Annotated in this window: 24 protein-coding genes; 9 read left to right on the top strand and 15 right to left on the bottom strand. The window is 69.7% G+C overall.

What is annotated here, in order from left to right:
- Positions 1–12: 12 nt before the first annotated feature.
- From EEJ31_RS02190 to EEJ31_RS02135, 12 genes are read right to left on the bottom strand one after another with little or no spacing between them, the layout of a single operon-like run.
- Positions 13–1,140, bottom strand: a complete 1,128-nt coding sequence (locus EEJ31_RS02190) for a bifunctional 2-methylcitrate synthase/citrate synthase (protein WP_123044648.1) — start codon at positions 1,138–1,140, stop codon at positions 13–15.
- Complete coding sequence (locus tag EEJ31_RS02185; RefSeq protein ID WP_123044647.1) at positions 1,140–2,675, bottom strand: MmgE/PrpD family protein; 1,536 nt, start codon at positions 2,673–2,675, stop codon at positions 1,140–1,142. Before EEJ31_RS02185 ends, EEJ31_RS02190 begins: the two co-directional genes overlap by 1 nt.
- A 44-nt stretch (positions 2,676–2,719) precedes the next feature.
- Positions 2,720–3,409, bottom strand: coding sequence for a response regulator (locus tag EEJ31_RS02180; protein ID WP_123044646.1), 690 nt, complete (start codon positions 3,407–3,409; stop codon positions 2,720–2,722).
- Positions 3,406–5,031, bottom strand: a complete 1,626-nt coding sequence (locus EEJ31_RS02175) for an ATP-binding protein (protein ID WP_233563682.1) — start codon at positions 5,029–5,031, stop codon at positions 3,406–3,408. The genes EEJ31_RS02180 and EEJ31_RS02175 overlap by 4 nt, the downstream gene beginning before the upstream one ends.
- 4 nt (positions 5,032–5,035) lie before the next feature.
- Positions 5,036–6,223 carry an MFS transporter gene (locus tag EEJ31_RS02170; protein ID WP_123044645.1) on the bottom strand — a complete coding sequence of 396 codons (1,188 nt, stop codon included), beginning with the start codon at positions 6,221–6,223 and terminating at the stop codon, positions 5,036–5,038.
- Positions 6,220–8,916: an aconitate hydratase AcnA gene (acnA, locus tag EEJ31_RS02165; RefSeq protein WP_123044644.1), complete on the bottom strand. Its 2,697-nt coding sequence runs from the start codon at positions 8,914–8,916 to the stop codon at positions 6,220–6,222. Before acnA ends, EEJ31_RS02170 begins: the two co-directional genes overlap by 4 nt.
- The gene (locus EEJ31_RS02160; RefSeq protein ID WP_123044643.1) at positions 8,909–9,250 is read right to left on the bottom strand and encodes a putative quinol monooxygenase; all 342 of its coding nucleotides are present in this window, start codon (positions 9,248–9,250) and stop codon (positions 8,909–8,911) included. The genes acnA and EEJ31_RS02160 overlap by 8 nt, the downstream gene beginning before the upstream one ends.
- Positions 9,251–10,330 (bottom strand): Ldh family oxidoreductase, encoded by a 1,080-nt coding sequence (locus EEJ31_RS02155; protein ID WP_123044642.1) that lies wholly within the window; start codon positions 10,328–10,330, stop codon positions 9,251–9,253.
- Positions 10,327–11,409 carry an isocitrate/isopropylmalate dehydrogenase family protein gene (locus tag EEJ31_RS02150; protein WP_123044641.1) on the bottom strand — a complete coding sequence of 361 codons (1,083 nt, stop codon included), beginning with the start codon at positions 11,407–11,409 and terminating at the stop codon, positions 10,327–10,329. Before EEJ31_RS02150 ends, EEJ31_RS02155 begins: the two co-directional genes overlap by 4 nt.
- Entirely contained in the window at positions 11,406–12,533 is a 1,128-nt protein-coding gene (locus tag EEJ31_RS02145; RefSeq protein ID WP_123044640.1) for an ABC transporter ATP-binding protein, read from the bottom strand. Before EEJ31_RS02145 ends, EEJ31_RS02150 begins: the two co-directional genes overlap by 4 nt.
- On the bottom strand, positions 12,526–14,292 hold the full coding sequence (locus tag EEJ31_RS02140) for an ABC transporter permease (RefSeq protein WP_123044639.1): 1,767 nt from the start codon (positions 14,290–14,292) through the stop codon (positions 12,526–12,528). The genes EEJ31_RS02145 and EEJ31_RS02140 overlap by 8 nt, the downstream gene beginning before the upstream one ends.
- Before the next feature lie 32 nt (positions 14,293–14,324).
- A complete protein-coding gene (locus EEJ31_RS02135; RefSeq protein WP_123044638.1) occupies positions 14,325–15,503 on the bottom strand; it encodes an ABC transporter substrate-binding protein in 1,179 nt (392 codons plus the stop codon).
- Positions 15,504–15,754: 251 nt separating this feature from the next.
- On the opposite strand from EEJ31_RS02135, the gene EEJ31_RS02130 reads away from it, so the two are divergent.
- The 8 genes from EEJ31_RS02130 (at position 15,755) to EEJ31_RS02095 (ending at position 23,112) form a co-directional block, all read left to right on the top strand.
- Entirely contained in the window at positions 15,755–16,444 is a 690-nt protein-coding gene (locus EEJ31_RS02130; protein WP_123044637.1) for a GntR family transcriptional regulator, read from the top strand.
- Positions 16,445–16,496: 52 nt separating this feature from the next.
- The gene (rraA, locus tag EEJ31_RS02125) at positions 16,497–16,970 is read left to right on the top strand and encodes a ribonuclease E activity regulator RraA (RefSeq protein WP_123044636.1); all 474 of its coding nucleotides are present in this window, start codon (positions 16,497–16,499) and stop codon (positions 16,968–16,970) included.
- On the top strand, positions 16,954–17,640 hold the full coding sequence (locus tag EEJ31_RS02120; RefSeq protein ID WP_148040109.1) for an aspartate/glutamate racemase family protein: 687 nt from the start codon (positions 16,954–16,956) through the stop codon (positions 17,638–17,640). Before rraA ends, EEJ31_RS02120 begins: the two co-directional genes overlap by 17 nt.
- Entirely contained in the window at positions 17,637–18,884 is a 1,248-nt protein-coding gene (gene otnK / locus EEJ31_RS02115) for a 3-oxo-tetronate kinase (protein WP_123044634.1), read from the top strand. Before EEJ31_RS02120 ends, otnK begins: the two co-directional genes overlap by 4 nt.
- Before the next feature lie 11 nt (positions 18,885–18,895).
- Entirely contained in the window at positions 18,896–19,516 is a 621-nt protein-coding gene (gene otnC / locus EEJ31_RS02110) for a 3-oxo-tetronate 4-phosphate decarboxylase (RefSeq protein ID WP_123044633.1), read from the top strand.
- A 379-nt stretch (positions 19,517–19,895) separates the two neighbouring features.
- Positions 19,896–21,227 carry a quaternary amine ABC transporter ATP-binding protein gene (locus EEJ31_RS02105; protein WP_123044632.1) on the top strand — a complete coding sequence of 444 codons (1,332 nt, stop codon included), beginning with the start codon at positions 19,896–19,898 and terminating at the stop codon, positions 21,225–21,227.
- Positions 21,227–22,153: an ABC transporter permease gene (locus tag EEJ31_RS02100; protein WP_123044696.1), complete on the top strand. Its 927-nt coding sequence runs from the start codon at positions 21,227–21,229 to the stop codon at positions 22,151–22,153. The genes EEJ31_RS02105 and EEJ31_RS02100 overlap by 1 nt, the downstream gene beginning before the upstream one ends.
- A gap of 47 nt (positions 22,154–22,200) precedes the next feature.
- Positions 22,201–23,112, top strand: coding sequence for a glycine betaine ABC transporter substrate-binding protein (locus EEJ31_RS02095; protein ID WP_123044631.1), 912 nt, complete (start codon positions 22,201–22,203; stop codon positions 23,110–23,112).
- Between the two features lie 125 nt (positions 23,113–23,237).
- Here the strand turns inward: EEJ31_RS02095 and EEJ31_RS02090 are convergent, their stop codons facing one another.
- Positions 23,238–23,855: a flavodoxin family protein gene (locus tag EEJ31_RS02090; protein ID WP_123044630.1), complete on the bottom strand. Its 618-nt coding sequence runs from the start codon at positions 23,853–23,855 to the stop codon at positions 23,238–23,240.
- 118 nt (positions 23,856–23,973) lie between these two features.
- Here EEJ31_RS02090 and EEJ31_RS02085 point away from each other — a divergent pair, with 118 nt between their 5' ends.
- Positions 23,974–24,513: a metallophosphoesterase family protein gene (locus EEJ31_RS02085; protein ID WP_199727241.1), complete on the top strand. Its 540-nt coding sequence runs from the start codon at positions 23,974–23,976 to the stop codon at positions 24,511–24,513.
- Between the two features lie 80 nt (positions 24,514–24,593).
- Here EEJ31_RS02085 and EEJ31_RS02080 read toward each other — a convergent pair whose 3' ends face one another.
- Together EEJ31_RS02080 and EEJ31_RS02075 are read right to left on the bottom strand one after the other, a co-directional pair.
- The gene (locus EEJ31_RS02080) at positions 24,594–25,130 is read right to left on the bottom strand and encodes a YbhB/YbcL family Raf kinase inhibitor-like protein (RefSeq protein ID WP_123044629.1); all 537 of its coding nucleotides are present in this window, start codon (positions 25,128–25,130) and stop codon (positions 24,594–24,596) included.
- Between the two features lie 49 nt (positions 25,131–25,179).
- Positions 25,180–26,367 (bottom strand): sensor histidine kinase, encoded by a 1,188-nt coding sequence (locus EEJ31_RS02075; RefSeq protein ID WP_158603878.1) that lies wholly within the window; start codon positions 26,365–26,367, stop codon positions 25,180–25,182.
- Positions 26,368–26,423 lie beyond the last annotated feature (56 nt).

The raw sequence follows: 26,423 nt of genomic DNA, 5'->3' as shown, positions 1-26,423 counted from the left end.
AAAGGTGACCCCTCACGCGACGGAATGCGCGGGGACGGAGCGCTGGGCGGGCCCGTTGTAGACCGACAGCGGGCGGATGAGCGCGTTGGACGCGAGCTGCTCCATGACGTGGGCGCTCCAGCCGACGACGCGGCTCGCCACGAACAACGGCGTGAACGTCTCGGTGTCGAACCCCATGACGTGGTAGGTCGGCCCCGTCGGATAGTCGACGTTCGGCTTGATGTTCTTGCGTTCCTGCATCCCGGTCTCGAGCGCCTCGTAGAGCTCGATGAGGTCCTGCCGGCCGGCCTGCTCCAACACCGTCTGCATCGCCGCGCGCATGGTGGGAACGCGCGAGTCGCCGTTCTTGTACACGCGGTGCCCGAAGCCCATGATCTTGCGCTTGTTCGCGAGCGCGTCGTCGAGCCACGCGTCGGCCTTGTCGGCGCTGCCGATCTCGTCGAAGGTGTGCATGACCGCTTCGTTCGCGCCGCCGTGGAGCGCGCCCTTCAGCGCACCGATGGCACCGGTCACCGACGAGTAGAGGTCGGAGAGGGTGGAGGCGATGACGCGCGCGGTGAACGTCGACGCGTTGAACGAGTGCTCCGCGTACAGGATGAGCGAAACCCGGAAGGCGTCGACGACGGCGTCGCCGGGAACCTCGCCGAAGGTCATGTAGAGGAGGTTGCGTGCGTAGTCGAGGTCGTCGCGCGGTTCGATGAGCGGCTGGTCGTGGCGGCGGCGCTGGTCATAGGCGACCACGGCGGGCAGCTGCGCGAACAGGTGCTTGGCCTTGCGCAGGTTCTGCTCGGGGGCGTTGTCCTCGGCATCCGGGTCGTTGGCGCCGATGATGCTGACCGCGGTGCGGCAGACGTCCATCGGATGCGTCGTGAGCGGCAGGTCGTCGATCGCGCGGCGCACATTGGGGTCGAGTGCCCGCTGCGACCGCTCCTGCTTGGAGAACGCCTCGAGCTCGTCCTTCGAGGGCAGCTCGCCGTCCCAGAGCAGCAGCGCCACCTCCTCGAAGCTGCAGTGCTTCGCCAGCTCCTGCACCGGGTAGCCGCGGTAGAGCAGGGAGTTCGTCTCCGAGTTCACCTGCGAGATGGCGGTGTAGTCGACGGGAACCCCGACGAGGCCCTTGTAGATCTCTTGCTCCTGCATCAGAACAGTCCTTTCGGAAGGGGTACGGACCGCAGCAGGTCCGGCCGGGCGTCGATCGTCAGGGCGCCGAGCTCGTGGGAGCCGAGCTCCGGCAGGCGCTGGGCCAGCTCCAGGAAGCGCTCGATCTCGTCGGGCTCCAGCACCTCGCCGGCCAGCCGGCGGAACTTGTCGATGTACTGCTCCCGCGCGAAGGGCCTGGCGCCCAGCGGATGCGCGTCGGCCACGGCAATCTCATCGGTCACGGTGCGGCCGTCGGTGAGCGTGATGACCACGCGCCCGCCGAACGCCTTCTCGCTCATGTCGAGCGAGTGGTATCGGCGGGTCCACTCCGGGTCCTCGACGGTCGTGATCGACCGCCAGAGCGCCACGGTGTCGGGCCGGGCGGCCCGCTCCGGCGCGTACGAAGCCTGGTGGTCCCAGGCGCCGTCCTGCAGCGCCACCGTGAAGATGTAGGGAATGGAGTGGTCGAGCGTCTCCCGCGACGCCGTCGGGTCGTACTTCTGCGGGTCGTTCGCCCCGGAACCGATGACGTAGTGGGTGTGGTGCGAGGTGTGGATGACAACGGATGCGATCGCGCCGGCCTCGAGGAGCTCCGGGTGCTCGCGGCCCAGCTTCCGGGCGAGGTCGATCCACGCCTGCGCCTGGTACTCCGCGGAGTGCTCCTTCGTGTAGCTGTCCAGGATCGCCCGCTTGGCCTCCCCGCGCTCCGGCAGCGGCACCTCGTACGCGCCTTGCGGGCCGTCCAGCAGCCAGGCGATGACCCCGTCCTCGCCCTCGTAGATGGGCGTGGGACTGGTCTGCCCGCGCATCGCCCGGTCCACGGCCTCCACCGCCATCTTGCCGGCGAAGGCCGGCGCGTGCGCCTTCCAGCTGGAGATCTCGCCCTTGCGGGACTGGCGGGTGGCCGTGGTGGTGTGCAGGGCCTGCCCGATGGACTGGAAGATGGTCTCGGTGTCGAGGCCGAGGAGGGTGCCTATGCCGGCCGCCGCGGAGGGGCCGAGGTGGGCGACATGGTCGATCTTGTGCCGGTGGAGGCTGATCGCGGTGACGAGGTCGATCTGCACCTCATACCCGGTGGCGATGCCGCGCACGAGATCGCGCCCGGTGAGCCCGCGCTCGGCGGCGAGGTGCTGCGCCACCGCCGTGATCGGCGGGATGTTGTCGCCCGGGTGCGAGTACTCGGCGGCGAGGAAGGTGTCGTGGTAGTCGAGCTCCCGCACGGCGACGCCGTTGGCCCACGCCGCCCACTCCGGCGAGACGCGGATGGCGGGGTCGATGCCGAAGACGTTGGCGCCGTCGCCCCCGGTCGACCGCGGGTGCGAGAGGGCCTGCGCCCGGGCAGAGACGACCGGGCCACGCGTCAGGGAGGCTGCGGCCACCGATGCGTTGTCGATGACCCGGTTGATGATCATCTCGGTGACATCGGATCCGACCTCCACCGGATCACCGGCCACCTCCGCCAGTTTCCAGGCCAGCTGGTTCTCACGGGAGAGGTTTTCGTCGCTGCGGTGCACGCGCACATCATGGAGCTTCACATACGCAACCTATCGGCTCCGGCCGTGATTTGTGAATGCGACGGTCAGGGCGCGACGCGATAGCGGTTCTCGGGGCGCCCGGTGGCGCCGTACCGCGGTTCGACCGATGCGAGGCCCCGGCCCACGAGGTGCTCGAGGTAGCGGCGGGCGCCCACCCTCGACATGCCGATGCGTTCGGCGATCTCGCTGGCCGAAAGATCGGCCCCCGCCTCCCGCAGCACCGTCGCGACGCGCTCGAGGGTGGGCTGGGAGAGCCCCTTCGGCGGCAGCGACGGCGTGGTGGCGGTGCTGGCGATGATCTGGTCCACGGTGCGCTGGTCGAGGGGCTCGCCCCGGGCCGTGCGCCGTAGCGTCGCGTGGTGGCGTTCCACCTCGTCGAGCCGCTCCCGCAGCGACGTCGCCGTGAACGGCTTCACGAGGTAGTGGCGCACGCCGTTGGCGCGGGCCTCGCGCACGCTCGTGAGATCGCGGGCGGCGGTCACCGCGATGACCTCCACATGCCGGCCATGCTCGAGGCGCATGCGGCTGAGCACTTCGAGGCCGGAGAAGTCGGGCAGGTACACGTCGAGCAGCACGACGTCGGGTTTCAGCCGTTCGATCTGTTCCAAAGCGGATGCCCCGCTGTGCGCGACGCCGACGACCGTGAAGCTCGGGTGCTCGGCCACGAACCGCTGGTGGATGCGGGCCACCGCAACGTCATCGTCGACGATCAGCGCCCTCAGCCGGCCGGTCACAGCTGCCTCCCGGCGGGCACCCTCACCACGATGCGCGCGCCGTTGCCCGCGTTCCGGTCACTGTCGATCTCCACGCTGCCGCCGTGCCGCTGCGCAATGCGCTTGACCAGGGTGAGGCCGATCCCCCGCCCGGTCGACAGCTGCCCGGGAAGGGTGGCCTTCGAGGAGAAGCCGGCGGTGAAGACGCGGTCGCGGAGTTCCGCGGGGATTCCGACGCCGTCGTCCTCCACCGTCACCGTCACCTCGCTGCCGCCCGCCGGCGCCGTGGCCTCCGCAACCGACACGGACACGTGCCCGCCGTACGCGCAGGCCTCCACGGAGTTGTCGAGGAGGTTGCCGAGGACGGTCAGCAGGTCGTCGCGCAGTCGTTCCGACACCGGGTCGGTGCCGAGCGCCGGAAGCTGGGATTCGGGATCGATCGACACGATGATGCCGAGTTCCTTGGCGTGCGCCTGTTTCACGAGCAGCAGTGCGCCGACCTCGAGGTCGCGGATACCGGTCGAACCGGTGACGTCGGCGAGGGTCCCCCCGCTTCCCTCGTGGGCGATGAAGGCGACGGCCTCGTCGACGTGCCCGAGCTCGAGCAGTCCCGAGATCACGTGCAGCTTGTTCGCGAAACCGTGCGCCTGCGAGCGCAGGCCGTCGGCCAGGCCCTGGGCGCCGTCGAGGTCGCGCAGCAGCGTGTGCAGTTCCGTGTTGTCGCGGAGGATCAGGATCGCCCCGATCGTGCTGCCGTCGATCTCCGCGCTGTCCCGGCGCACCACGAGCACCCGCTCCCCGGAGAGCACCAGGCGTTGTTCGGCCTCGACGTCGGCCAGCACCTGCACGAGGTCGGCATCGAGCACCTCGGCGGCCGGGCGGCCGATGAGGCCGGCGCTGTCGTCCATGCCCAACAGCCGGGCCGCCGCGTCGTTGATGAGCGTCACGTGACCGCGGTCGTCGACGGCAACGACGCCTTCGCGCACGCCGTGCAGGATCGCCTCGCGCTCTTCGAGCAGCCCGGCGATCTGCTCGGGCTCCAGCCCGTAGATGCGCCGCCGGATCAGCGAGGTCACCCCGGCCGCGCCGATGACGCCCAGCACGGCCGCGATGGCGATGGTGAGGAAGAGCAGGGTGGAGTTTCCGAGGTAGTCGCTGCGTAGGTCGGACTCGAGGATGCCGACGGAGACGAGCCCCATCACGGCGCCCCCGTGGTTGAAGATGGGCACCTTCACCCGCCACGACGCACCCAGGGTTCCGGTCTGCGTCCCCACGTAGGTCTTGCCCGACAAAGGCAGCGACGGGTCGGTGGAGACGTGCTCGCCGATGCGGTCGGGGTCGGGGTGCGAATAGCGGATGCCCTCGGCATTCGTCACGACCACGTAGGTGACGTCCGACGCCTTCCGCAGCAGTTCCGCGATGGGCTGGATGGTGGCGCTCGGGTCGGCGTCGTCGAAGGCGTCGACGATGGCGGGCAGGGAGGCGGCCGACTGGGCGACCCCGATCATCCGGTCGCGGTACGCGTCGCGGAGCTGCTGCTCCTGCAGCGCGCTGGCGACGATGCCGGTGCCGAGCACGGTCACGAGCACGATCGCGAGTTGCAGCAGCAACAGCTGTACCCGTAACGACATCGACCGGCCCACAGGCCTATTCTGCCGCACCGCTGACACCTTCAGAATTGCCCACCGCCGCGCTCGACCAGGCCGCGCCCACGAGCACGACCGCGGAGGCCACCAGGACCCCGGCCGCGCCCGTCGCCGAGGCGAAGACACCGAGGGCCGCCGGCAGCGCGGTCTGGCCCAGCCGGTTCGACGCCAGCCGGAGCGACATCGCCAGCCCGCGTGTTCCCGGCGGCGCGAGCTCCGAGATCCACGACATCGTGATCGGCTGGCAGGTGCCGATCGCGAACCCGTACACGGCCGAGAGCACGAGCAGCCAGGCGACGGGAAGCGGGAGCGCGAGGGCGCCGAGCGCCACGGCCGACGCGGCGATGGTCCACACCATGAGCACCTTGCGGCCGAGGAGTCGCACCATCCGGCCGAGGAAGAGCCGCGAGAACATCGAGAACATCGACCGCGCTACGAGCATGGCACTGACCACCGCCGCCGCCATGGCCCGCTCATGACCGAGGGCGGGCAGGTAAGCGATGAACAGGTCGACGGATGCCAGCACGATGCTGCTGGCGAGGAGCGCGCGGGGAAGACCGCGGGTGCGAAGCAGGCCCCGGGCCGTGGCGAGCATGCCCGGGCGGGCGCCGCCGGCCAATCGCTCGGAGCTGCGCACCATGACGGACACGACGAGGATCACGGCGGCGATGACCGCGCACGCGAAGAAGATGAGGTCGAGGGGCGGCGTCGCGGCCGTGCCGCCGGGCAGGGCGAGCAGCAGGGGGCCGAGAGTCTGGCCGAGCGACCCCGCGAACGTGTACAGGCCGAAGCGGGAGTCGAAGCTCCCGCGTCCGGTGCTGCTGGCCATGATGGACTGTTCGCCCACGACCGAGAACAGGTGGCCGATGCCGAGGAGCACGGTGGCCGCGAACAGGGCCACCAGTGAACCACGGGCGAAGGCGGCGAGCAGGGCGGCCACCACGAGGCATCCGCCGCCGATGACCATCGAGGTGCGTTCGCCGATGCGGTCGGTGGCGTGCCCGACCGGCAGCGCGAGGATGAGGGCGGGGACCGCGAACGCCGCCGAGACGACGCCGAGCAGCGCCGCCTCACCGCCGGTGGCGAGCACCGCGTACGACAGGGTCGGCCGCATGGCGAAGGTGATGGCCTGGATCAGGACAGCGTGCCCGAGAACCAGGGTGATCGCCCGCCGGCCCCCGGGGCTCACCTGGTCGCCGCGGCCTGGTGTTGCAGTCGACGGAGCACGAACTTCATGATGCCACCGTGGCGGTAGATCTCGCGTTCCCGGGGCGTGTCGAGCCGAACGGTGACGGTGAACTCGGTGCCGCCCGCCGCGACGGTCGCCGTTGGCCGCTGAGTGTCGTGGCCGATCCCGCCGAGACCGCGGATGTGGAACACCTCGCTGCCGGTGAGGCCGAGGCTCTCCGCGCCCTCGCCGGGGAGGAATTCCAGCGGCAGCACGCCCATGCCGATGAGGTTGGAGCGGTGGATGCGTTCGAACGACTGCGCGATGACGGCCCGCACCCCGAGGAGGGCCGGTCCTTTCGCCGCCCAGTCGCGCGACGACCCGCTGCCGTAGAGCTGGCCGCCGAGGACGACGAGCGGGGTGCCGGCGGCGCGGGACGCCATCGCCGCGTCGTAAATGCTCGTCATCTCGCCGTCCGCGGCGAAGTCGAGGGTGTACCCGCCCTCCACGCCCGGCACCAGGCGGTTCTGCAGCCGCACGTTGGCGAACGTGCCCCGCATCATGACCTCGTGGTTGCCGCGCCGGGAGGCGTAGGTGTTCAGCTGGAACCGCTCCACCCCGCGCGCCGCGAGGTACTCGCCCGCGACGGATGCGGCGGGGATGGCGCCGGCGGGTGAGACATGGTCGGTGGTCACGGTGTCGCCGAGGTAGACGAGAACGCGCGCGCCCTCGATATCGGTCACGGGTTCCGGCTCGACGCCCATGCCGTCGAAGTAGGGCGGCCGGCGGAGATAGGTGCTGTCCTCGTCCCACTCGAAGGTGGCGCCCGAGGGGGCGTCGATGGACCGCCACCGGTCGTCGCCGGTGAAGACGTCGCGGTAGGTGCGCTCGAACATCTCCGGCCCGAGGCACGACTCGATCACCTCGCTGATCTCGCCGGACGACGGCCAGAGGTCGCGGAGGTACACGTCGCTGCCGTCGCGCGCCTGCCCCAGCGGATCGGCGTACAGGTCGATGTCCATGGTGCCGGCGACCGCGTAGGCGACGACGAGCGGCGGCGACGCGAGGTAGTTCATCCGCGCGTCGGGATTGATCCTGCCGTCGAAGTTGCGGTTGCCGGAGAGCACCGAGACCACGCTCAGGCCGTGCTCGCGCACGGCCTCCTCGACCTCGGGGATGAGCGGGCCCGAGGCGCCGATGCAGGTCATGCACCCGTATCCGGCGAGGTGGAACCCGAGCTGCTCGAGCGGCGCGGTCAGCCCAGCCGTGTCGAGGTAGTCGGTGACGACCCGGGAGCCCGGCGACAGCGTGGTCTTGACCCAAGGCTTGCTGCGGAGCCCGAGGCGGGCGGCGTTGCGTGCGAGCAGGCCGGCGGCGACCATGACCGAGGGGTTCGAGGTGTTGGTGCAGGAGGTGATGGCCGCGATGGCGACGGCACCATGGCCCAACTCGTGCCGGTCACCGTCGAGGGTGACCGGCACGACGAACGCCGGGTCGGCGCCCGCTCCCAGCGCCGACACGAGCTCGGCCGCGAACCTGGGCTTCGCGTCGGCCAGCGGCACGCGGTCCTGCGGGCGGCGCGGTCCCGCGAGCGACGGGCGCACGGTCGCGAGGTCCAGCTCGATCCGCTCGGTGTAGTCCGCCGCGTGCTCCGGCCGGTGCCAGAGTCCCTGCTCGCGGGCGTACGCCTCGACGATCGCGACCTGCTCCGCGCTCCGGCCCGTGAAGCGCAGGTACCGCAGTGTCTCGTCGTCGATGGGAAAGTACGCGCAGGTCGAGCCGAACTCGGGGCTCATGTTGGCGATGGTCAGCCGGTCGGGAACGCTCACCCGGCCGACGCCGTCGCCGTGGAACTCGACGAACGCGCCGACCACCCCGTGCGCACGCAGCAGCTCGGTGATGGTGAGCACCAGGTCGGTCGCGGTCGCCCCCTCGGGAAGGGTCCCGGTGAGGCGGAACCCGACGACGCGCGGAATGAGCATGTCGACGGTCTCGCCCAGCATGGCCGCTTCCGCCTCGATGCCGCCGATGCCCCAGCCCAGCACGCCGAGGCCGTTGACCATGGTGGTGTGCGAGTCGGTGCCGAGGCACACGTCGGGGCGCAGCCATCCGTTGTCGGCGTCGATCACGTGGGCGAGGTATTCGACGTTCACCTGGTGCATGATGCCGGTGCCCGGTGGCACGACCTGGAAGTTCCGCAGCGACTGCTGGCCCCAGCGGAGAAAGCGGTAGCGTTCGGCGTTGCGCTCGTATTCGATCCGGCCGTTGCGTTCGGCGGCGTCCGCGGAGCCGAAGAAGTCGGCGACGACCGAGTGGTCGATGACGAGCTCCGAGCGGATGCGCGGGTTCACGTCGGCGGGATCGCCGCCGATCGCACGCATCGCGTCGCGCATCGAGGCGAGGTCCGCCAGGGCGGGCACGCCGTTCGTGTCGTGCAGGAAGGCGCGGCCGGGGGTGAGGGCGATCGGCGTGGCGAAGGCCTCGGGCGAGCCCCAGTCGAGCAGGGCCTCGATCTGTGCCCGGTCGACGGTGACGCCGTCTTCGTTGCGCAGCAGGTTCTCGAGCAGGATGCGGATCGTGTACGGCAGCCGGTCGGGGGCGACGCCCGCCAGGCGGGCGAGGCGATACGTGCGGCCGTCGACGGCGAGGGTGCCGATGGTCCCGAAGCTGTCGAGGGGAGCGGATGCCGCTGTCAGGTGGTGCAGGTCAGGCATTGCCGTCCGTTCTCGGGGCGTTCTCCGGGATGTCCTCCGGGAAGGCCGGTGTGGCGAAGGTGTTGACGTGGCTGCCGGGCACGACGCACCGATCGGCGACGGCACGCCAGGCGGCATAGTGCGGCGCCGCCCGGTGCTCGTCGTAGAAGGCGCGCTCGGAGGCGTACAGCTCGTAGAGCATGAAGCGGCCGGGCGCGTCGGCGACGCGGTGGACGTCGAACCGGAGGCAGCCCGGCTCGTCGGCGAGGGTCGCCCGGGCGTTCCGGTGCAGCCCGTCGAGGAACTCGTCGATGCGGTCGGGGATGACGTCGAGCGTGACGATGACGGTGAACACTCAGCGGCCATCCGTCGGGTGCAGGTTGAAGGTCACACCGCAGTCCGCGGCGAGGGCGCGCAGTTCGTCGATGGTCTTCGCGGGCAGGCTCACGCCGCTTCGGCGTCCGGCGGCCTCGGCCCGGCTCTCCGGTTCGCCGGGGTAGAAGATCTCGGTCGCGCCGGCCGCGAGCGGCACCGCCTTGGTGGATTCGATGAGGTCGTCGATGCGGGCGGCGAACAGCTCGGCGCCCAGCATGGCGTCGATGTCGAGCGCGATGACGAGGTGGCCGCAGCCGCTGGGCTGGTCGGGCACGTACGGGCCGACGACATCCGTTGCGTAGGAGCTGCCGGTGAGCACACCCGACAGCACGTCCATCATGAACGAGATGCCGTAGCCCTTGTGGCCCCCGACGGGGAGCAGGATGCCGTCGATCGCCGCGCTGGGGTCGGTCGTCGGCCGGCCGTCCCGGTCGATCGCCCAGCCGACGGGGATCTCCTCGCCGCGCTGGAGGGCCGCGTAGATCTTGCCGCGGGCGACCGCCGTGTTCGCGATGTCGAGCACGACCGGTGGATGGCTGCCGCCCGGAGTGGCGATGGACCACGGGTTCGCGCCGACGGTCTTCTCGGTTCCTCCCCACGGGGCCATCGCGGGGCTGCCGTTCGTGGTGAGAATCCCGACGAAGCCGGCCTCGGCCATGCGCCTGGTCCAGTACGCGGCCGTGCCGAAGTGGTTGCTGTTCCGCACCGCCACGACCCCGACGCCGTGTTCGCGGGCCCGGCGCGTCGCATCCGTGCACGCCTGGTCGGTGATGACCTGGCCGATGCCGTCACGGCCGTCGAGCACCGCGAGTGCGCCCAGGTCGAGCACGGTCGCGGTCTGGGTGACCGGGTTCATGACGCCGCTCCGGAGTCGGGCTGCGTACCAGCCGAGGCGGAGCATGCCGTGGGATGCGTGCCCCCAGAGGTCGGCGGTCACGAGGCTGTCGCTGACGAGGCGGGCGTCGGGCTCCGGCACCCCGAGCGCGACGAGCACCTCGGTGCCGAGCCCGACCAGGGACTCGGCACTCACGATGCCCGCGCTCGTGGTGCCAGTGGTCACGCCTGGTCCCGCATCGCGTGGATCACGGCAGCGGTGAACTCGGTCGTGGATGCCGAACCGCCGAGGTCCCGTGTAGCGGTGCCGCCGTGGATGGCGGCTGCGACGGCGGCCTCCATCAGCTGGGCTGCGCGCACCAGCTTTTCGTCGTTCCGCTTCGAACCGAGCCAGTCCAGCAGCATGGCGCTCGAGAGCATCATGGCCACCGGGTTGGCGAGGTTCTGGCCGGCGATGTCGGGCGCTGAGCCGTGGGACGCCTGAGCCATGGCCTGCGTGTCGGAGTTGTTGATCGACGGGGCGATCCCCAGCGACCCGGCGATCTCACCGGCCAGGTCGGAGAGGATATCGCCGAACATGTTCTCGGTGACGAGCACGTCGAAGCGATCGGCCCGCCGCAGCAGGTGCACCGTCATCGCGTCGATGTGGAAGTCGTTCACCGTGACCTCGGGGTACTCCTCCGCGACGTCGCGGCAGACCTGCCGGAACAGCCCGGTCGTCAGCTGCAGCACGTTCGCCTTGTGCACGATCGTGACCTGCTTGCGCCGCCGCATGGCCAGCTCGAAGGCCGTGCGGGCGATGCGCTCGGTGGCCTTGCGCGTGATGATCCCGTGCGCGATGGCGACGTCGGGCGTCGGCATGAACTCGCCGGTGCCGGCGACCGTGTTGCGGTCGGCGTAGAACCCCTCGGTGTTCTCCCGGGCGATCACGAGATCCGTGCCCTCGACGATCGCGTTCCCGCGCTCGAAGGACTTGGCCGGGCGGATGTTCGCATACAGGTCGAAGTGCTTGCGAATGGTGCCGCTGGGGTTGAGGCGCGACCTGTGCGGTTCCGGGTAGGAGACGCTGTCGTGCGGCCCGAGCAGCCAGCCGTCGGTCTCAGCGAGCGCACTGAGCGTCTCGTCGGGCACCGGGGTGCCGTGCGAGTCGATGGCCGACCGGCCGAGCGGTAGTTCCACCCACTCGACCGGTGCGGCGCCGACTGCGGCGAGCGCGGCGTCGACGACGGCAACGGCAGCCGGAACGATCTCCGGTCCGATGCCGTCGCCGTCGAGGACGCCCAGGCGGTACCGAGGCTCGGTCACGCGGAAACCGTCATGAGCTCCTGCGCCTCCTGCGAGGGGATGGTCACGCCCGGGTAGAGGAGCGCGTCTTCGGGGTCGAACACCAGTCGCACGGCGCCATCCAGTCCGCCGTCGGCCGACACCACCTGCACGACGTTGCGCCCGAGGCGCAGGCCGTACTCGTAACGCGATCCGACGTAGGAACGGGTGAGCACCTCGGTGTGAAGCACGTTGACGCCGGCCACGTCGATCGCTTCCGGAGTGATCGCCAGCTTCTCCGGGCGGATGGCGACGGTCACCTCCTGCCCGATGGTGAAGTCGCCGTCGGCCACGATGGTGACGATGGCGCCGGTGTTGTCGAGGCGCACCTGGCAGATCCGCCCATTGCGGTTTTCGAGCTTGCCGGTGAAGAAGTTGCAGCTGCCCACGAACGCGGCGACATGAGCGGTGGCCGGTCGTTCGTAGATCTCCTTAGGCGTGCCGATCTGCGCCATGTGTCCCTCGAACATCACGGCGATCCTGTCGCTGAGCGACAGGGCCTCGTCCTGGTCGTGGGTGACGTAGACCGTGGTGATGCCGAGGTCCTCCTGCAGGCGCTTCAGCCAGGCACGCGCCTGCTCGCGCAGCTTCGCGTCTAGGTTGGACAGCGGCTCGTCGAGGAGCAGGACGCTCGGCGAGTAGACGAGGGCGCGCGCCAGCGCCACGCGCTGCTGCTGTCCGCCGGACAGCTCGTGCGGGTACCGGTCCTTCAGGTGCGACAGGCCCACCTTGTCCAGTGCGTCGTGAATGCGCTCGGCCTTGTCGCCACGAGAGGCGCGCCGGATCGACAGGGGCATCGCGAGGTTCTTCGACACCGTCATCTGCGGCCAGAGGGCGTAGGACTGGAACACCATGCCGAGGTTGCGTTCCTCGGTCGGGACGTAGATTCCCCGTTCCGTGTCGACGAACGGCGTTCCACCCACCGCGATCGACCCCGCAGTCGGCTGCTCCAGACCGGCGATGCAGTTGAGGGTGGTCGACTTCCCGCATCCGCTGGGGCCCAGCAGCGTGAAGAACTCGCCCTCGTTGATGGTGAAGTCGATGTCATTGAGAACGTTGACGTTTCCGAACTTCTTGAACAGGTGTGAGACGCGTACCTCAGGCATCAGCGTGTCCCTTCATGAATTGGCTCGCCACGGCGACGAAGACGGCGGTGATCGCGATTTGGATGGTGGCCAGGGCGGCCACGGATCCGGAGTTTCCCTGCACCCACAACTCGAGCATCGTGGTGCCGATGACCCCGGTGTGCGCGGACGACAGGAACAGGGCGGCGGAGTACTCCTTCATCATCGTGACGAACACGAGGATGATCGCGCCCATGAAGGCGGGGAACAAGAGGCTCCGGAGCACCCGCATGAACGCGCCCAGCCAGTCGGCACCGGATGTGCGTGCGGCGTTGTCGAGTTCATTGGCGATCTGCATGAGTGCCGGCGAGATGGAGCCGAACGCCGTCGGCAACGCGCGCAGGCCGAAGGCGACGATCAGTCCGGCCAGGGCGCCCTGGAACAGCCCCCCGAGCGCGTTCGGCAGCAGCGCGAACGCCCAGAAGAATCCGATACCGACGATGATGCCGGGGATCGCCTGCGGGCCGAGGGCGAGATACTCCACGGTGCGGGCGAACCGGAAGTTGGATCGTTTGGCCACGAGCACGGCGGCGAGGGCGAGGCAGCTGATGAGCACCGCGCCGACCGCCGCGATGATCACACTGTTGACGATCGAGTTGATGTAGGCGGTGTACGTGAAGATCCGGTCGTAGTTGGCCAGGGTGAGCGTCTTGAACGGGCTCTGCAGGGGCGTGAAGATGAGCGTGAACGAACGGAACACCAGGCCGAGGATCGGCAGGGTCGCCCCGAAGATCACGTAGAGCAGGATGCCGGCCGCGCCCACCCAGCGGATCCAGCCGAGCTCCAGCCGGCGGGGCCGGGTGGCCTTGCCGCGCACGGAGATGAACCGCTGGGAGTTCTTCAGCACCTTGGCCTGCACGAACACGGTCGCGATCGTCACGAACAGGATGATGGTGGACGCCGCTCCCAGGATTCCGTAATCGGGACGGATGGACTGCAGGCCGTTGGTGTACAGGAAGGTGGAGAAGACCTCGATCTTCACCGGCGTGCCGTAGAGCAGCGGCACACTCAGGGTCTCCAGCGCCATGCTGAAGGTCAGGATCGACGCGTAGACGACCGGGGGCCGCAACATGGGGATCACGACCGAGAACAGGATGCGCAGCGGCTTGGCGCCGCAGACCTGCGCAGCGCTCTCCAGTGAGGCGTCGGACTGGCGGAGGGCGTTCGCGCAGAAGACATAGGCGATCGGAGCCAGGGCGACTGCCTCCGTCACGGCCATCCCGCCGAGCGAATACAGGTTCCAGGGCACGAAACCGATCGCGTCGCGCACGACGACGCTGACGAACCCGGCGGGCCCGTACAACGTGATCCAGCCGAAACTCAGGATCAGCGAGGAGATGTAGAACGGCCACTGCATCGACAGGCCGAGGACCTTGCCGAACGGAAGCCGGGTGCGGACGACGAGGACCGCCATGGGGACGGCGATGACGAGCGTCAGCACCGTCGTCGACACGGCGAAGATGGCCGTGTTCAGAATGACCGTGCCGAAGCCGGAGTCGGTGAACAGGTGCACGTAGTTCTGCACCGTGAGGATGCCGCCTGCCTCATACAGGGGACGGTCGGTGAACGACTGGTAGAGGATCGGCACGATCGGGGCGATCACGAAGAGCGCCAGGATCACGATGACGACGTATTGGAAGAGCCGGCTCCGGCCGACGCCGAAGACCTTGCGGTACTTCGGCGCCGGCAGGACGGCCCTCTGTTGAACGGGAGCGGGACGCTCCGTAGCCAGAATTGCCATTATGTGTTTCCTTCAGGTAGCCGCGATGCGAGCTACTTAGCGAGCAGGCCGTTCCACTTGTCGGTGAATTCCTTGACCTCGGCCTCGGAGGCGGCCTCGTAAGGCACGACGATGATGTTGTCCTTGCCGGCCTTCTCCTCGACCTCCTGGTAGGTGTGCAGCCCCTCGGCGGGCTTCACGTTGTCGCGGTAGGAGGCCAGGCCACCCTCGGCGACAGCGTTCTGGCCGTCTTCGGAGAGCACGAAGTCGACGAAGAGCTTCGCGGTGTTGACGTGCGGCGCCTTCGGGGTGATGGCGATGCCACGGCCGATGACGTCGGTGCCGTCCTTCGGGAGCACGAACTTGAGCAGGCCGCCGGCGTCCTTCTCCGCCGGGAAGCCCACGGCACCACTGATCAGGAAGCCCGCGCCGTACTCACCGGACGTGATCTTGTCCTTCTGGGTGCCGGAGGAGGTCTCAGCACGCGCGAAGGGCATGACCTTGGCCAGCGTGTCCCAGCTGTCCGTGGCGTTGTCCGCCCACGCCTTGGAGACGCTGAAGCCAAAGGCTCCGGAGACGTCACGCGTGGTGACCTTGTTCTTCATCTTGTCTTTGTTGGCCTGCACGTAGTCGGCGAGGTCCTTGATGCTCGTCAGTTCCTTGTCGATGACGGCCGTGTTGTAGAGCATGCCGATCGGGTCCATGCTCATCGCGTAGACATTGGGCAGCAGGGTCACGAAGTCCGGCAGCTTGCTCAGTTCCGGCGACTCATACGCCATCGTGGTGTCAGGCTTCGAGGCGTACTCCGCCCAGCCCTGGGTGGCGTTGGACACCAGCAGGTCGGCGGGGGCATTGCCGGTCGCCATCTCGCTGAGCTGGCGCTGGAACACCTCGTCGCTCTCCAGGTTGTTTGCCGAAATCTTCACGAAGGGGTACTTCTTCTGGAAGTCGCGGAAGATCGGCGCCCAGTTCTCCTGGTCGGTGTTGGAGTAGATGACGAGGTCGCCGCCCTCCTTCTTCGCGCCATCGACGATGCTCTGGTAGTCGGCGGGGTAATAGCTGGGGAAGTCACCGGCAGCTGCTGCGGACGGCTGGTCGCCGCCTCCGGCGTCGCCGGGGCCGGTGCTGCCACTGCAGCCGGCGAGGGCGGTCACCGTTGCCACGGCGGTCAGGGCGGCGAAGCCGGCGAGCATGCGCCGGCGCGAGCCGCGTCCCAGGGAATTTCCGTTCATTGAATCACTCCTTTGTGTGATGAATGGCACTGTGGTGCTGGGATCATGCTTGAGGTTATAGCCGTCGATGTCAATGTTTCGGTCGTTTTGTAAACCGACCACCCGTGTCGCACGGGTTAGAAATACCGATCGACCAGCGAAAATCACGTCTGTCTCGGTTTTGTAACGGGAGCCCTGAGCGCTCGTCAGTGATCTGGCGTGCCCCTCGTTATAACCAATAACCTGCCATAGGATGTGGGTCGGAGGCAAGCATGGATGCACAGGTCGATCGTTACTCGACGAAGAGCGACTTCGCGTACGCCGAAGTGCGGGGCCGGATCGTCACCGGCGTGTACCCACCCGGCACGGTGCTGAACCAGGCGGCGCTGGCGGCCGAGCTCGGCATCAGCACCACCCCGCTTCGGGAGTCGCTGCGGCGGCTGAAGTCCGAAGGCCTCGTCGAGCTGGACGCCCACCGCGACGCCCGGGTCACCGACCTCTCGGCCGAGGAGGCCCGTGACCTCCTCGAGATCCGCCGCGCCCTCGACCCGCTCGCCGCTGGCCTCGCCGCCGAGCGCCGCACCAAGGACGACATCGCCGAGATGCGAGCTGCGCTGTCCGAGCTGGAGCCGCTGCCGAACCAGCCCGCGGTCGTCGACCTCGTGGCCCACCGGCGCTTCCACCGCGCCGTCTACTGCGCGTCGCACAACGATCTGCTGATCGCCACCCTCGACGGATTGTGGGACAAGGCCGACCGCTATCGGCTGGTCGGCCTCGAGGAACGACGCCAGCAGCCCGAGCGCGACCGCAAGGCCAACGAGCACCGGGAGCTGTTCGCCGCTGTCACCGCCGGTGACCGGGAGGGCGTACAGGAACTCATGCTGCGTCACATCCGCAGCAGCCTGGGGGCGAAAGCGGCCTCGCGCCTGGCCGCGAGCGAGACGCACCACGCGGTGGCCTGACCGGTCACCCCGACCCGAGAACGACACGCACTGCCCGCAAAGGAGCGAGAACATGACCGAGACCCCCGCCACCGCCGACCTCTGGGACGAGCGCGGCGACGACCTGCTGTCGCTGTCGGTGCCCCTCGCCGACTTCGGCGGAACGCTTCGCTTCTCCGGCCCGGCACGGACGGTGCGCTGCTTCGAGGACAACGCGCTGCTGAAGTCGCTGGTCTCCACCCCGGGCGACGGGGCGGTGCTCGTCGTCGATGGCGGTGGGTCGGTGCGCACGGCGTTGATGGGCGACATGATCGCCGCCATCGCCCTCGAGAACGGCTGGGCCGGCATCGTCATCCACGGCGCGGTGCGGGACCGCACGGCGCTGGCCGCACTGCCGCTCGGCATCAAGGCGCTGGCCAGCAACCCGCGCAAGAGCGGGAAGACCGGGGCCGGTGAGGCCGACGTGGTGCTCACGATCGGTGAGACGGTCGTCGCGCCCGGGAAGCGCGTGTACGCCGACGAGGACGGCGTTGTCGTTGAGCGCTGACCGGCATCCGCTGGTCGCCTTCATCGGCGCCACCACGGCCGCGATCCCGCCGGCGAGCGCCGCGTTCGCGGAGCACTTCCCGGAGGCGACGCTCTGGAACGTTCTCGACGACCGGTTGATCACCGAGGCGGTCGCGGCGGGCGGGCTGACGCCGCCGCTGGCCGCGCGAATGGGGGCGCTGGTGCGCTACGCCGTCGAGGCCGGAGCGGATGGCGTGCTCCTCACCTGCTCGATGTACGGGCCGGTCGCGCACGAGCTGGGCGCCGGCGGCGACGTGCCGATCTACGCCTCCGACGACGCCGCCTTCGACGACGTGGTGTCGGCCGGGTATGAGCGCGTCATCCTGCTGTCCTCCCTGCCGGAGGCCCTGCGCGACGCCGAGGAGCGGTTCGCGCTGTTCGCCCGCGAGCGATCCGGCGCGCCGCGGGTCACGGGTGTGCTCGCCGCCGATGCCTTCGCCGCGGCCGCGTCAGGCGACACGGCGGCGGTCACCGATGCGCTGGCGAGCGCGGTCCTGTCGGCGGAGCCCGCCGACGCCGTGCTCCTCGCGCAGTATTCGCTCGCCCCGGCGGCCGCCCGGCTCGCCGAGCGGCTGGGCCTGCCGGTCATGGCCGGTCCGCCCCGTGCGGCCGCACGCATGCGGCAGGCGCTCCTGGGAACGCGGCCATGATCGCGGCGATCGCCGACGACGTCACCGGGGCGACGGATGTCGCGGTCGCGTTCCGGCGCGCCGGCCTGGCCGTGCGCCTGGTCTTCGGCGTTCCCGATGACGAGGTGCCGGCATCCGATCCCGGCGCCACGGCCATCGTCATCGCCCTGAAGACGCGCACCTGCCCCCGGTCCGAGGCGGTGGACCAGTCCCTGCGCGCCGCCCGCTGGGCCAGGGGCCGGGGCTGGGACCGCCTCTACGTCAAGTACTGCTCCACCTTCGACTCCTCTGCACAGGGCAACATCGGCCCGGTCGCCGACGCCCTCGCCGACCTCGTCGACGCCCGGCTCACCGTCGTCACACCGGCGTCGCCCGTGCACGATCGCACGGTGTTCGAGGGCCTGCTCTTCGCCGGTGGCACCCTGCTCGCCGACTCGCCCATGCGCCACCACCCGCTCACGCCCATGACCGATTCGAGCGTGCCCCGGCTGCTGGCGGCGCAGACGGCGCGGACGATCGGCCACGTGCGACACCGCGTGGTGCGCACCGGCCGGGAGGGCCTCGCCGACGCGCTCGCGGCGCTTCGCTCCGGCGGCGTGCGGTACGCCGTGGTCGACGCGGTCGACGACGCGGACCTGCTCGAGCTCGGCTTCGCCTGCCGGGACGACCGCCTGGTGACGGGTGCCGCGGGGCTCGCCGCGGGACTGGCCGGGGCCCTCCGCGAGCCCGGCGCGGCCCCCGGCAGCACCGACGCGCTGCCGTCGGGGCCCGCCGCCGTCCTCGCGGGAAGCTGCTCGGCCCGCACGCTGGAGCAGGTTGCCGTCATGAGCCGAGCGCATCCGTCATTTCGCCTCGATGCTCGTCGCACGCCTGTCCCAGACCGCCTCGCCGCCGAGGCGCTGGCCTGGTTCGACAGTCTCGATGCCGGCCGGGCGCCCCTCATCTACTCGTCGCTGCCGCCTGCCGAACTCGCGGTCGTGCAGCATGCGCTCGGCGTCCAGGGCGCCGCGGAGCTGCTCGAGTCCGCGTTCCGGGTGATCGCGACGGGGCTCGTCGAGCGCGGCGTGGAGCGGCTCGTGGTCGCCGGGGGCGAGACGTCGGGCGCCGTCACCGAAGCCCTCGGGCTGCGTTCGGGCCGGGTCGGCGCGGAGGCAGCGGCCGGCGTGCCGTGGATACACGTCGACGGGGCGCATCCGTTGGCCGTGCTCCTGAAGTCCGGCAATTTCGGGCCCGTCGACCTGCTCGTGGAGGCCAGCAGCGCGTGAAGGAGGAGAGCATGGATGAGACCGGAGCGCGAAACGCCATCGTGCGGGCGGCGCGGTCGCTGTTCGAACGATCGCTGACCCATGGCAGCACCGGGAACATCAGCGTGCGGGTGGGCGGACGGATCCTCATCACGCCGACCGGGAGCAGCCTCGGCACGGTGCGGGCGGAGGATCTGTCGGTGATCGACGCGAACGGCGCCCACCTGGATGGCCCGGCGCCCTCGAAGGAGGCGTTCCTGCACGCGGCCCTGCTGCGGGTTCGCCCCGGCGACACGGCTGTCGTGCACACGCATTCCACGCACGCGGCGGCCGTGTCGTGCCTCGACGGGCTCGACGCCGAAGACGCGCTGCCCGCCCTCACCGCGTACTACGCGATGCGGGTCGGCAGGCTGCCGCTGCTGCCGTACCACGCCCCGGGCGACACGGCGCTGACGGGCGTCATCGAAGCGACCGGAGCCCGCCACCATGCCCTGCTGCTGGCGAACCACGGCCCTGTCGTGTCGGGGGCGTCTCTCGCGCAGGCGACGGATGCGGTCGAGGAGCTCGAGGAGACCGCCACGCTGTTCTTCCTCCTGGCCGGCCACCCGACGCGCCCGCTGACCCCGGCGCAGGTCGCCGCCCTTGGCAGATAACGAATTGACAACGACTGGGAACCCGGGCCGATCCCAGTCACAGAGCGGGATGCCGCGGGGCCGGCGGGTCCGAAACCGGCGGAAATCCTCCGTTCCCGGTTGGACGGGCGCACGGGGCGTTGATACGTTGTTTGACGGCCTTCAGGCCACAACCTAGTCCGCGGCCACACCGTCATTCACCGTTCGAGTGCGTGTGGGCGTATGGCTTGGTCGGGTTGGAGCCGGTCCCATGACCGCTCCCGCTTTTGAGTTCGAGTCGCCCTGGCTGTGCACCATGTGCCCAGGCGCTTGATGGGTAACCGAAGCACTCCTGACCAGCCCGGCCGACAGAAACGAAAGCTGCGCGCTCCCTCGATGAGGCGCGCCGCTCGGAGACATTGTGACCGAAACCCGTACTGGCACGGCGAGTACGATCGCCGTCGAGGCGAAAGACCTGTACAAGGCGTTTGGGCGCCGGCCCAAGGAGATCGTCAGGAAGCTCAAGGACGGCGCCAGCCGAGACGAGGTCGCCTCGCAGGGGACCGCCGCCGTGATCGACGCCTCGTTCCAGGTGGCCAGCGGTGAGATCTTCGTCGTGATGGGCCTGTCCGGATCGGGCAAGTCCACGCTCATCCGCATGCTCAACGGCCTGCTGCCCCCGACCTCGGGGACGGTGTCGATCATGGGCACGCCGATCAGCGGCATCCCCGCGAAGGAACTGCGCGAGGTGCGCAAGCGGAACGTCTCGATGGTGTTCCAGCACTTCGCTCTGCTCCCTCACCGCACGGTGCTCGACAACGCCGCCTACGGCCTCGAGGTGCAGGGCGTCGGGCTCGCCGAACGCCGCGAGCGCGCCCTCGCGATCATCGCCCGGGTCGGGCTGGCCGGCTGGGAGGACAAGCTCCCGAGCGAGCTCTCCGGCGGCATGCAGCAGCGCGTGGGCCTCGCCCGGGCGCTCGCCTCCGACACCGACATCCTGCTGATGGACGAGGCGTTCTCCGCCCTCGACCCGTTGATCCGCCGGGAGATGCAGGAGCAGTTGGTGGAGCTGCAGGCCGAACTCGGCAAGACCATCATCTTCATCACCCACGACCTCAACGAGGCGATGTTCCTCGGCGACCGCATCGCGGTCATGCGCGACGGCCGGATCATGCAGGTGGGCACCCCCGACGACATCCTCACCGACCCGGCGAACGACTACGTCGCCCAGTTCGTGCAAGACGTCGACCGCGCCCGCGTGCTCACCGCCGCCGGGGTCATGGAACCGGCCAAGGCGGTCGTATCCGCTTCCGCCGGGCCGCGTGCCGCACTGCGTGTCATGCGAGACCTGCAGACCTCCGCCGCCTTCGTCGTCGGAAACGGCCGCACCCTCGTCGGCGTCGTGCGCGACAACGACGTGATGAAGCAGGTGAAGCGCGGCGAGGCCGACCTCATGTCCGTCGTGGTCAACGACGTCGCCACCACGAACCCGGAGGCGCACCTCAGCGACCTGTTCGAGCTGTCGGTCGAGAGCGCGCTGCCCGTCGCGGTCGTGGACGACCGGCAGCGGCTGCTCGGCGTCATCCCCCGCATCACGCTCCTTGCGGCGCTCGGCAACGTGTCGGCCGTGACCGGCGAGATGGCGGTCATCGAACCACCGTCGACGATCCCCGTCGACGTCATCACGCAGACACTGCTGGCGACAGCGGATGCCGAAGAAGCGTTCGCGACGACGGAAGGAGGCACGCGATGATCACCGACTTCCGTCTTCCCGTCGGCAGCTGGGCCGAGGACGTCGTCGACTTCGTCACCACCGTTTTCGGGCCGGTGTTCGATTTCATTCACCTCGTCTTCAACGGCTTCTACGACGCCGTCGACCTGCTCCTGGTCGGTCCGCCGTTCTGGGTGATCATGCTCGTGCTCGTCGCACTCGGCTGGTGGGCGCGCGGCTGGCTGTTCGCGCTCGGCACCGCCGTCGGCCTGCTCCTGATCCTCGGCATGGACCAGTGGGAGAACGCCATGGACACGCTCGCGCTGGTGCTCGTCTCCGCGATCATCGCCGTGGCCATCAGCATCCCGCTCGGCATCCTCGGCGCGCGCTCCCGCACGGCGTCGGCGATCATGAAGCCGGTTCTCGACTTCATGCAGACCATGCCCGCGTTCGTGTACCTGATCCCCGCGCTCATCCTCTTCCGGGTCGGGGTCGTCCCCGGCATCGTCGCCACGATCATCTTCTCGATGGCGCCCGGTGTGCGGCTGACCGAGCTCGGCATCCGCGGTGTCGACGCCGAGGTCGTCGAGGCGGGCTTCGCATTCGGCGCGTCGCCCCGCCGCATCCTGCGCCAGATTCAGCTGCCGCTGGCTGCGCCGACCATCATGGCCGGCGTCAACCAGGTGATCATGCTGTCGCTCTCGATGGTCGTCATCGCCGGCATGGTCGGCGCGGGCGGCCTCGGCGCCCCCATCGTGCAGGCGCTCAGCCGCATCGACGTCGGGCTCGGATTCGAAGCCGGCCTCGCCGTCGTGATCCTGGCGATCCTGCTGGACCGGCTCACGGCATCCCTCGGAACCCGGCGTCGACCGCGGCGCCTCCACAAGCCTTCTGCCCGCGTGCGCGCGGCCGAAGAAAACTCACCGGCGAAAGCCGAGGCCGAACCGGCCCCGGCTGCGACGGTGTGACCAACCCCAATCACCCGGTTCACAGCACCGGGCCGAAAGGAAACACAGTGCAGAATCGCAAGAAGAAGCATCTCCTCACCGGGCTCGCGCTCGGCACCATCGCTGCCCTGGGCCTCAGCGGCTGCGCGTCGGAGTCGGCCGCCGGTCAGTCCAGCGGTCCCGACAACGGCGACAAGAAAGAGGTCACCGTCGCCGTGTTCAACGGCTGGCCCGAGGGTGAGGCGGCCTCGTACCTCTGGAAGTCGATCCTGGAGGACAAGGGCTACGACGTCGAGTTCGAGTACGCGGATGCCGGCCCCGTCTTCGCGGGCCTCAGCACCGGTGACTACGACGTGGCGTTCGACGGCTGGCTGCCCACCACCCACAAGTCCTACATGGAGGAGTACGGCGACGACCTCGTCGACCTCGGCGCGTGGAACGACGAGGCGTCGTTGACGATCGCCGTGAACGAGGACGCCCCGATCGACTCGCTCGAAGAGCTCGCCGCGCACGCCGACGAGTTCGGCAATCGGCTGGTGGGCATCGAGCCCGGCGCCGGCCTCACCGACGCCACGATGAAGAAGGTCATCCCGGGCTACGGCCTCGAGGACATGGACTTCGTCACGTCGTCGACGCCCGCCATGCTCTCCGAGCTGAAGGCCGCGACGGACGCCGGCGAGAACATCGCCGTCACCCTGTGGCGTCCGCACTGGGCCTACGACGAGTTCCCCATCAAGGACCTCAAGGACCCGAAGGGCACCCTCGGCACGTCCGAGTCGATCCACTCGATCGCGAGCACGAGCTTCGAGGACGACTTCCCGCAGCTGACGAAGTGGATCGAGGCGTTCAAGCTCGACTCCGACCACCTCTACTCGCTCGAGAACGTCATGTACAACGGGACCGACACCGACGACTACACCGAGATCGTCGACAAGTGGATCAGCGAGAACCAGGACTACGTGGACGGCCTCACCAGCTAGCCCACGGCATCCGTCGGAAAAGCCCGTCACCGGTCGGTGGCGGGCTTTTTCGCGCCACGGCGGCGTTTCAGGAAGCGGGCGCGCTCAACATCACGCGCCGGCTTCCTGAACCCGAGCCGCGGGCGCTACTTCTGCGCGGGATACGGGTTCGCCTTGAGAACACGGGCGAGGTGCGCGGCGTCGGCGCCGAGCGCGGCCGTCGTCGCGGCGACCGCCTTCGGAGTGGAGTCGAGGTCCTTGTAGTCGACGGTGTGCATGGCCTCGCCGTTCCAGTACGTGCTGCCCTGCGTCGGAATGGTGAGGCCCACGTCGTTCAGGCCCTGGAACAGGTCGGCGATGATCTTGTGCGCACCGTCTTCGTTGCCGACCACCGCCACGACGGCCACCTTGCCATAGAGCTCCGGGCGGCCCTGGTCGTCCATCATCGAAAGCTCGGCGTCGAGCCGCTCGAGCACGCGCTGCGCGATGCTCGACATGTGTCCCATCCAGGTGGGCGTGCTCACGACCAGAATGTCGGCGGCGAGGATCTCCTGGCGGATCATCGGCCAGTCATCGCCCTCCCCCTCATCGGCCTTCACGCCCGGCTTGAGGGTGAAGTCGACGAGGCGTCGGCTGGAGCTCGTCACCCCGTGCGTGCCGAGGGCTTCGAGCACCTGGTCGGTCATGAGCTGGGTGCTCGACGGCGCCGGCGAGGGCGTGAGCGTGCAGTTGAGGGCGAGTGCGGTCAGTGGCGTGTTGTCCATGGCGCCATTGTGCTCCCGGGCTCCGGCGCCGGCCATGCTCTCCCAGCGAACGGGGAGGCGCCCGGGCACGCTATGCGGGTACCGTGCAGGAGTAGCCGGTGACAGGAGAGGAGGCCCAATGCCGCTGACCCTCGTGGTGATGGCCGACACCCACATCCCCAAGCGCGCCCGCGACCTGCCCGCTGAGCTCTGGGCTGCCGTCGACGCAGCGGATGTCGTGGTGCACGCGGGCGACTGGGTGGACCTGGCGACATACGAGCGGGTGAGTACACGGTCGCGGGACTTCATCGGCGTGCACGGCAACAACGACGGGCCCGAGCTGCGCGAGCGGATGCCGGAGGTGGCGCGCTTCGACCGCGGCGGCATCCGTTTTGCGCTTGTGCACGAGACCGGGCCGGCGACCGGCAGGGAGACACGCTGCGACGAACGGTTCCCCGACACGGACGTGCTGCTGTTCGGTCACAGCCACATTCCCTGGGACTCGGTCACCCCGAACGGCCTGCGGCTGCTGAACCCGGGCTCCCCCACCGATCGCCGTCGCCAGCCGGTCTGCACCTTCCTCACCGCCGTGCTCGACGACGGCGAGCTGCGCGACGTTACGCTCGTCCCCGTTCCGCGAACGGTCGCCGGCGTCTCCGTGGCGACCGTCCTTCCGTGAGGGGACAGCTTTACCTAGTGCTTCCGCGGTGGGACTAGGAAAAGGTGACCCCCCACACGGGAGGAAGGACAGATCGACCGTCAGCCGGTGGCGCCGCCGAAGGCGCCGGTGGCCTCGAGCACGGCCCGGGCCAGCACGTGGAAGTGCAGGTTGAACCCCAGCACCGCCGGCGTCGCCTGCGAGTCGATGTCGAGCGACGGACCATCGACGGCGTGCACGATGAACTGGTAGCGGTGCGTGCCGGTGCCCTCGGGCGGCGCGGCACCCGTGAACGCGGGCTGGCGCAGCTCGTTCGGCAGCATCACCGCGCCGTCGGGCAGGCCCGCACCGCCCTGTTCGCCGGCTCCGGCCGGCAGTGACGTGCAGGATGCCGGCAGGTTGAAGACCGCCCAGTGCCAGAAGCCCGAGCCGGTGGGGGCATCAGGGTCGTAGGCGGTGACGGCGAAGCTCTTCGTCTCGGGCGGGAACCCCGACCAGGACAGCTGCGGCGACGTGTTGCCGCCGCCGGATGACGCGTCGAACTGGGCGGCGGCCAAGGGCGCACCGTCGGTCATGTCCTCGCTCGTGACCGTGAACTGCGGTACCTCACCGAACCTCGCCAGTGGATCTGCGCTCATAACCGTTCCTTTCGTCCAGCGTCCTTCAGCGGCCCTTTCGTGGAGCAGCCTAGGCCGACGTCGCCGGATCGTGAAGGGCTGGCCCCGCAGCCGGGGACTCAGCGGCCGCCGGCTCACGGCGGTTGGAGGCGTACGGCACCGACAGGCGCACGCGATACCCGGCATCCGTCCGGCCTGTCTCGAGTTCTGCGCCGAGAAGAGTGGCGCGCTCGGCCATCCCGGTGAGGCCATACCCCGCCTCGCCTGCGGCCGCGGGCGTTCCCGACCCGTGGTCCTCCACGTGCAGCACCACGCGATCGCCCTCCCACCGGAGCGACACGTCTGCCGCGGCGGCGCGTGCGTGCTTGCGCACGTTCGACAGCGCCTCCTGCGTCGCGCGGTACAGGGCCAGCTCGGCCTCCGCCGAGAGCGCCACCGGCGTTCCCGTGACAGTGAGCGTGCACGGCCCGGCTGCTGCGAGGCGGTGCTCCTCGACGAGTTGCGGAATGAGTGCGGCGCCCGGCAGCTCCTCGCCGCGCAGGGCGCCCACCGCCCGACGGGCCTCCTGCAGGCCGGCCCGCGCCAGCCGGTGCGCGTCGTCCACGGCGTCGTGCAGGGCCGGGTCGGTTCCGGGACGGCCGGCCAGGAGCCGGGCGGCCTCCAGGTGCAGGGTCAGCCCCGACAGGGTGTGCGCCAGCACGTCGTGCAGCTCGCGCGCCATCCGTCCGCGCTCCGCCACCACCGACGCCTCGCGGTCGAGGTGCTTTCGGCTCTCCGCCTCGGCGAGCAGGGCAGCGACCTGTTCCCGCTGGTCACGCTCACGTTTCACGAGCCGGCCCACCAGCAGGAAGAAGGCGACCCCGGCATCCGTCGCGAACACCGAGACCAGCGGCTCACCGGCTGAGAGCTGCACGACGTCGTAGGCGACGATGGCCGCGGCGAGCGCGGCGGCGATCAGCCGACGCGGCTCGCGAAGGGCGGCGAACGCGCCGAGGAGGAACATCCCCACCGCCGTGCTCGTCACATCGATCGCGTAGGCCACCACGAGGGAGCCGGCAACGAGCACGAACAGCCCGAGCGCCGCCGCGGCGGGCAGCCCGGCCGCGAGCAGGTAGTACGCAGCGGATGCCGCGAAGACACCGACGGCGACGGCGAGGCCGGGCGCGGCGAAGCCGGCATCGCCCACCGCCGCCATGGTGACCACGACGGCGATCATGGCGACGCCCAGGGCGCGCAGGAGTGCGGGTTGTGCGTTCATCGAAGACACTGTCCCACGCGAGGGCCCCCACGCGCCATCGGCCGCTCCACCTCTGG

Source organism: Cryobacterium tepidiphilum, assembly GCF_003716325.1.
Taxonomy (GTDB): domain Bacteria; phylum Actinomycetota; class Actinomycetes; order Actinomycetales; family Microbacteriaceae; genus Cryobacterium; species Cryobacterium tepidiphilum.
The sequence above is the reverse complement of the archived record's forward strand: the minus strand, read 5'-3'. Positions and strand labels throughout refer to the sequence as shown.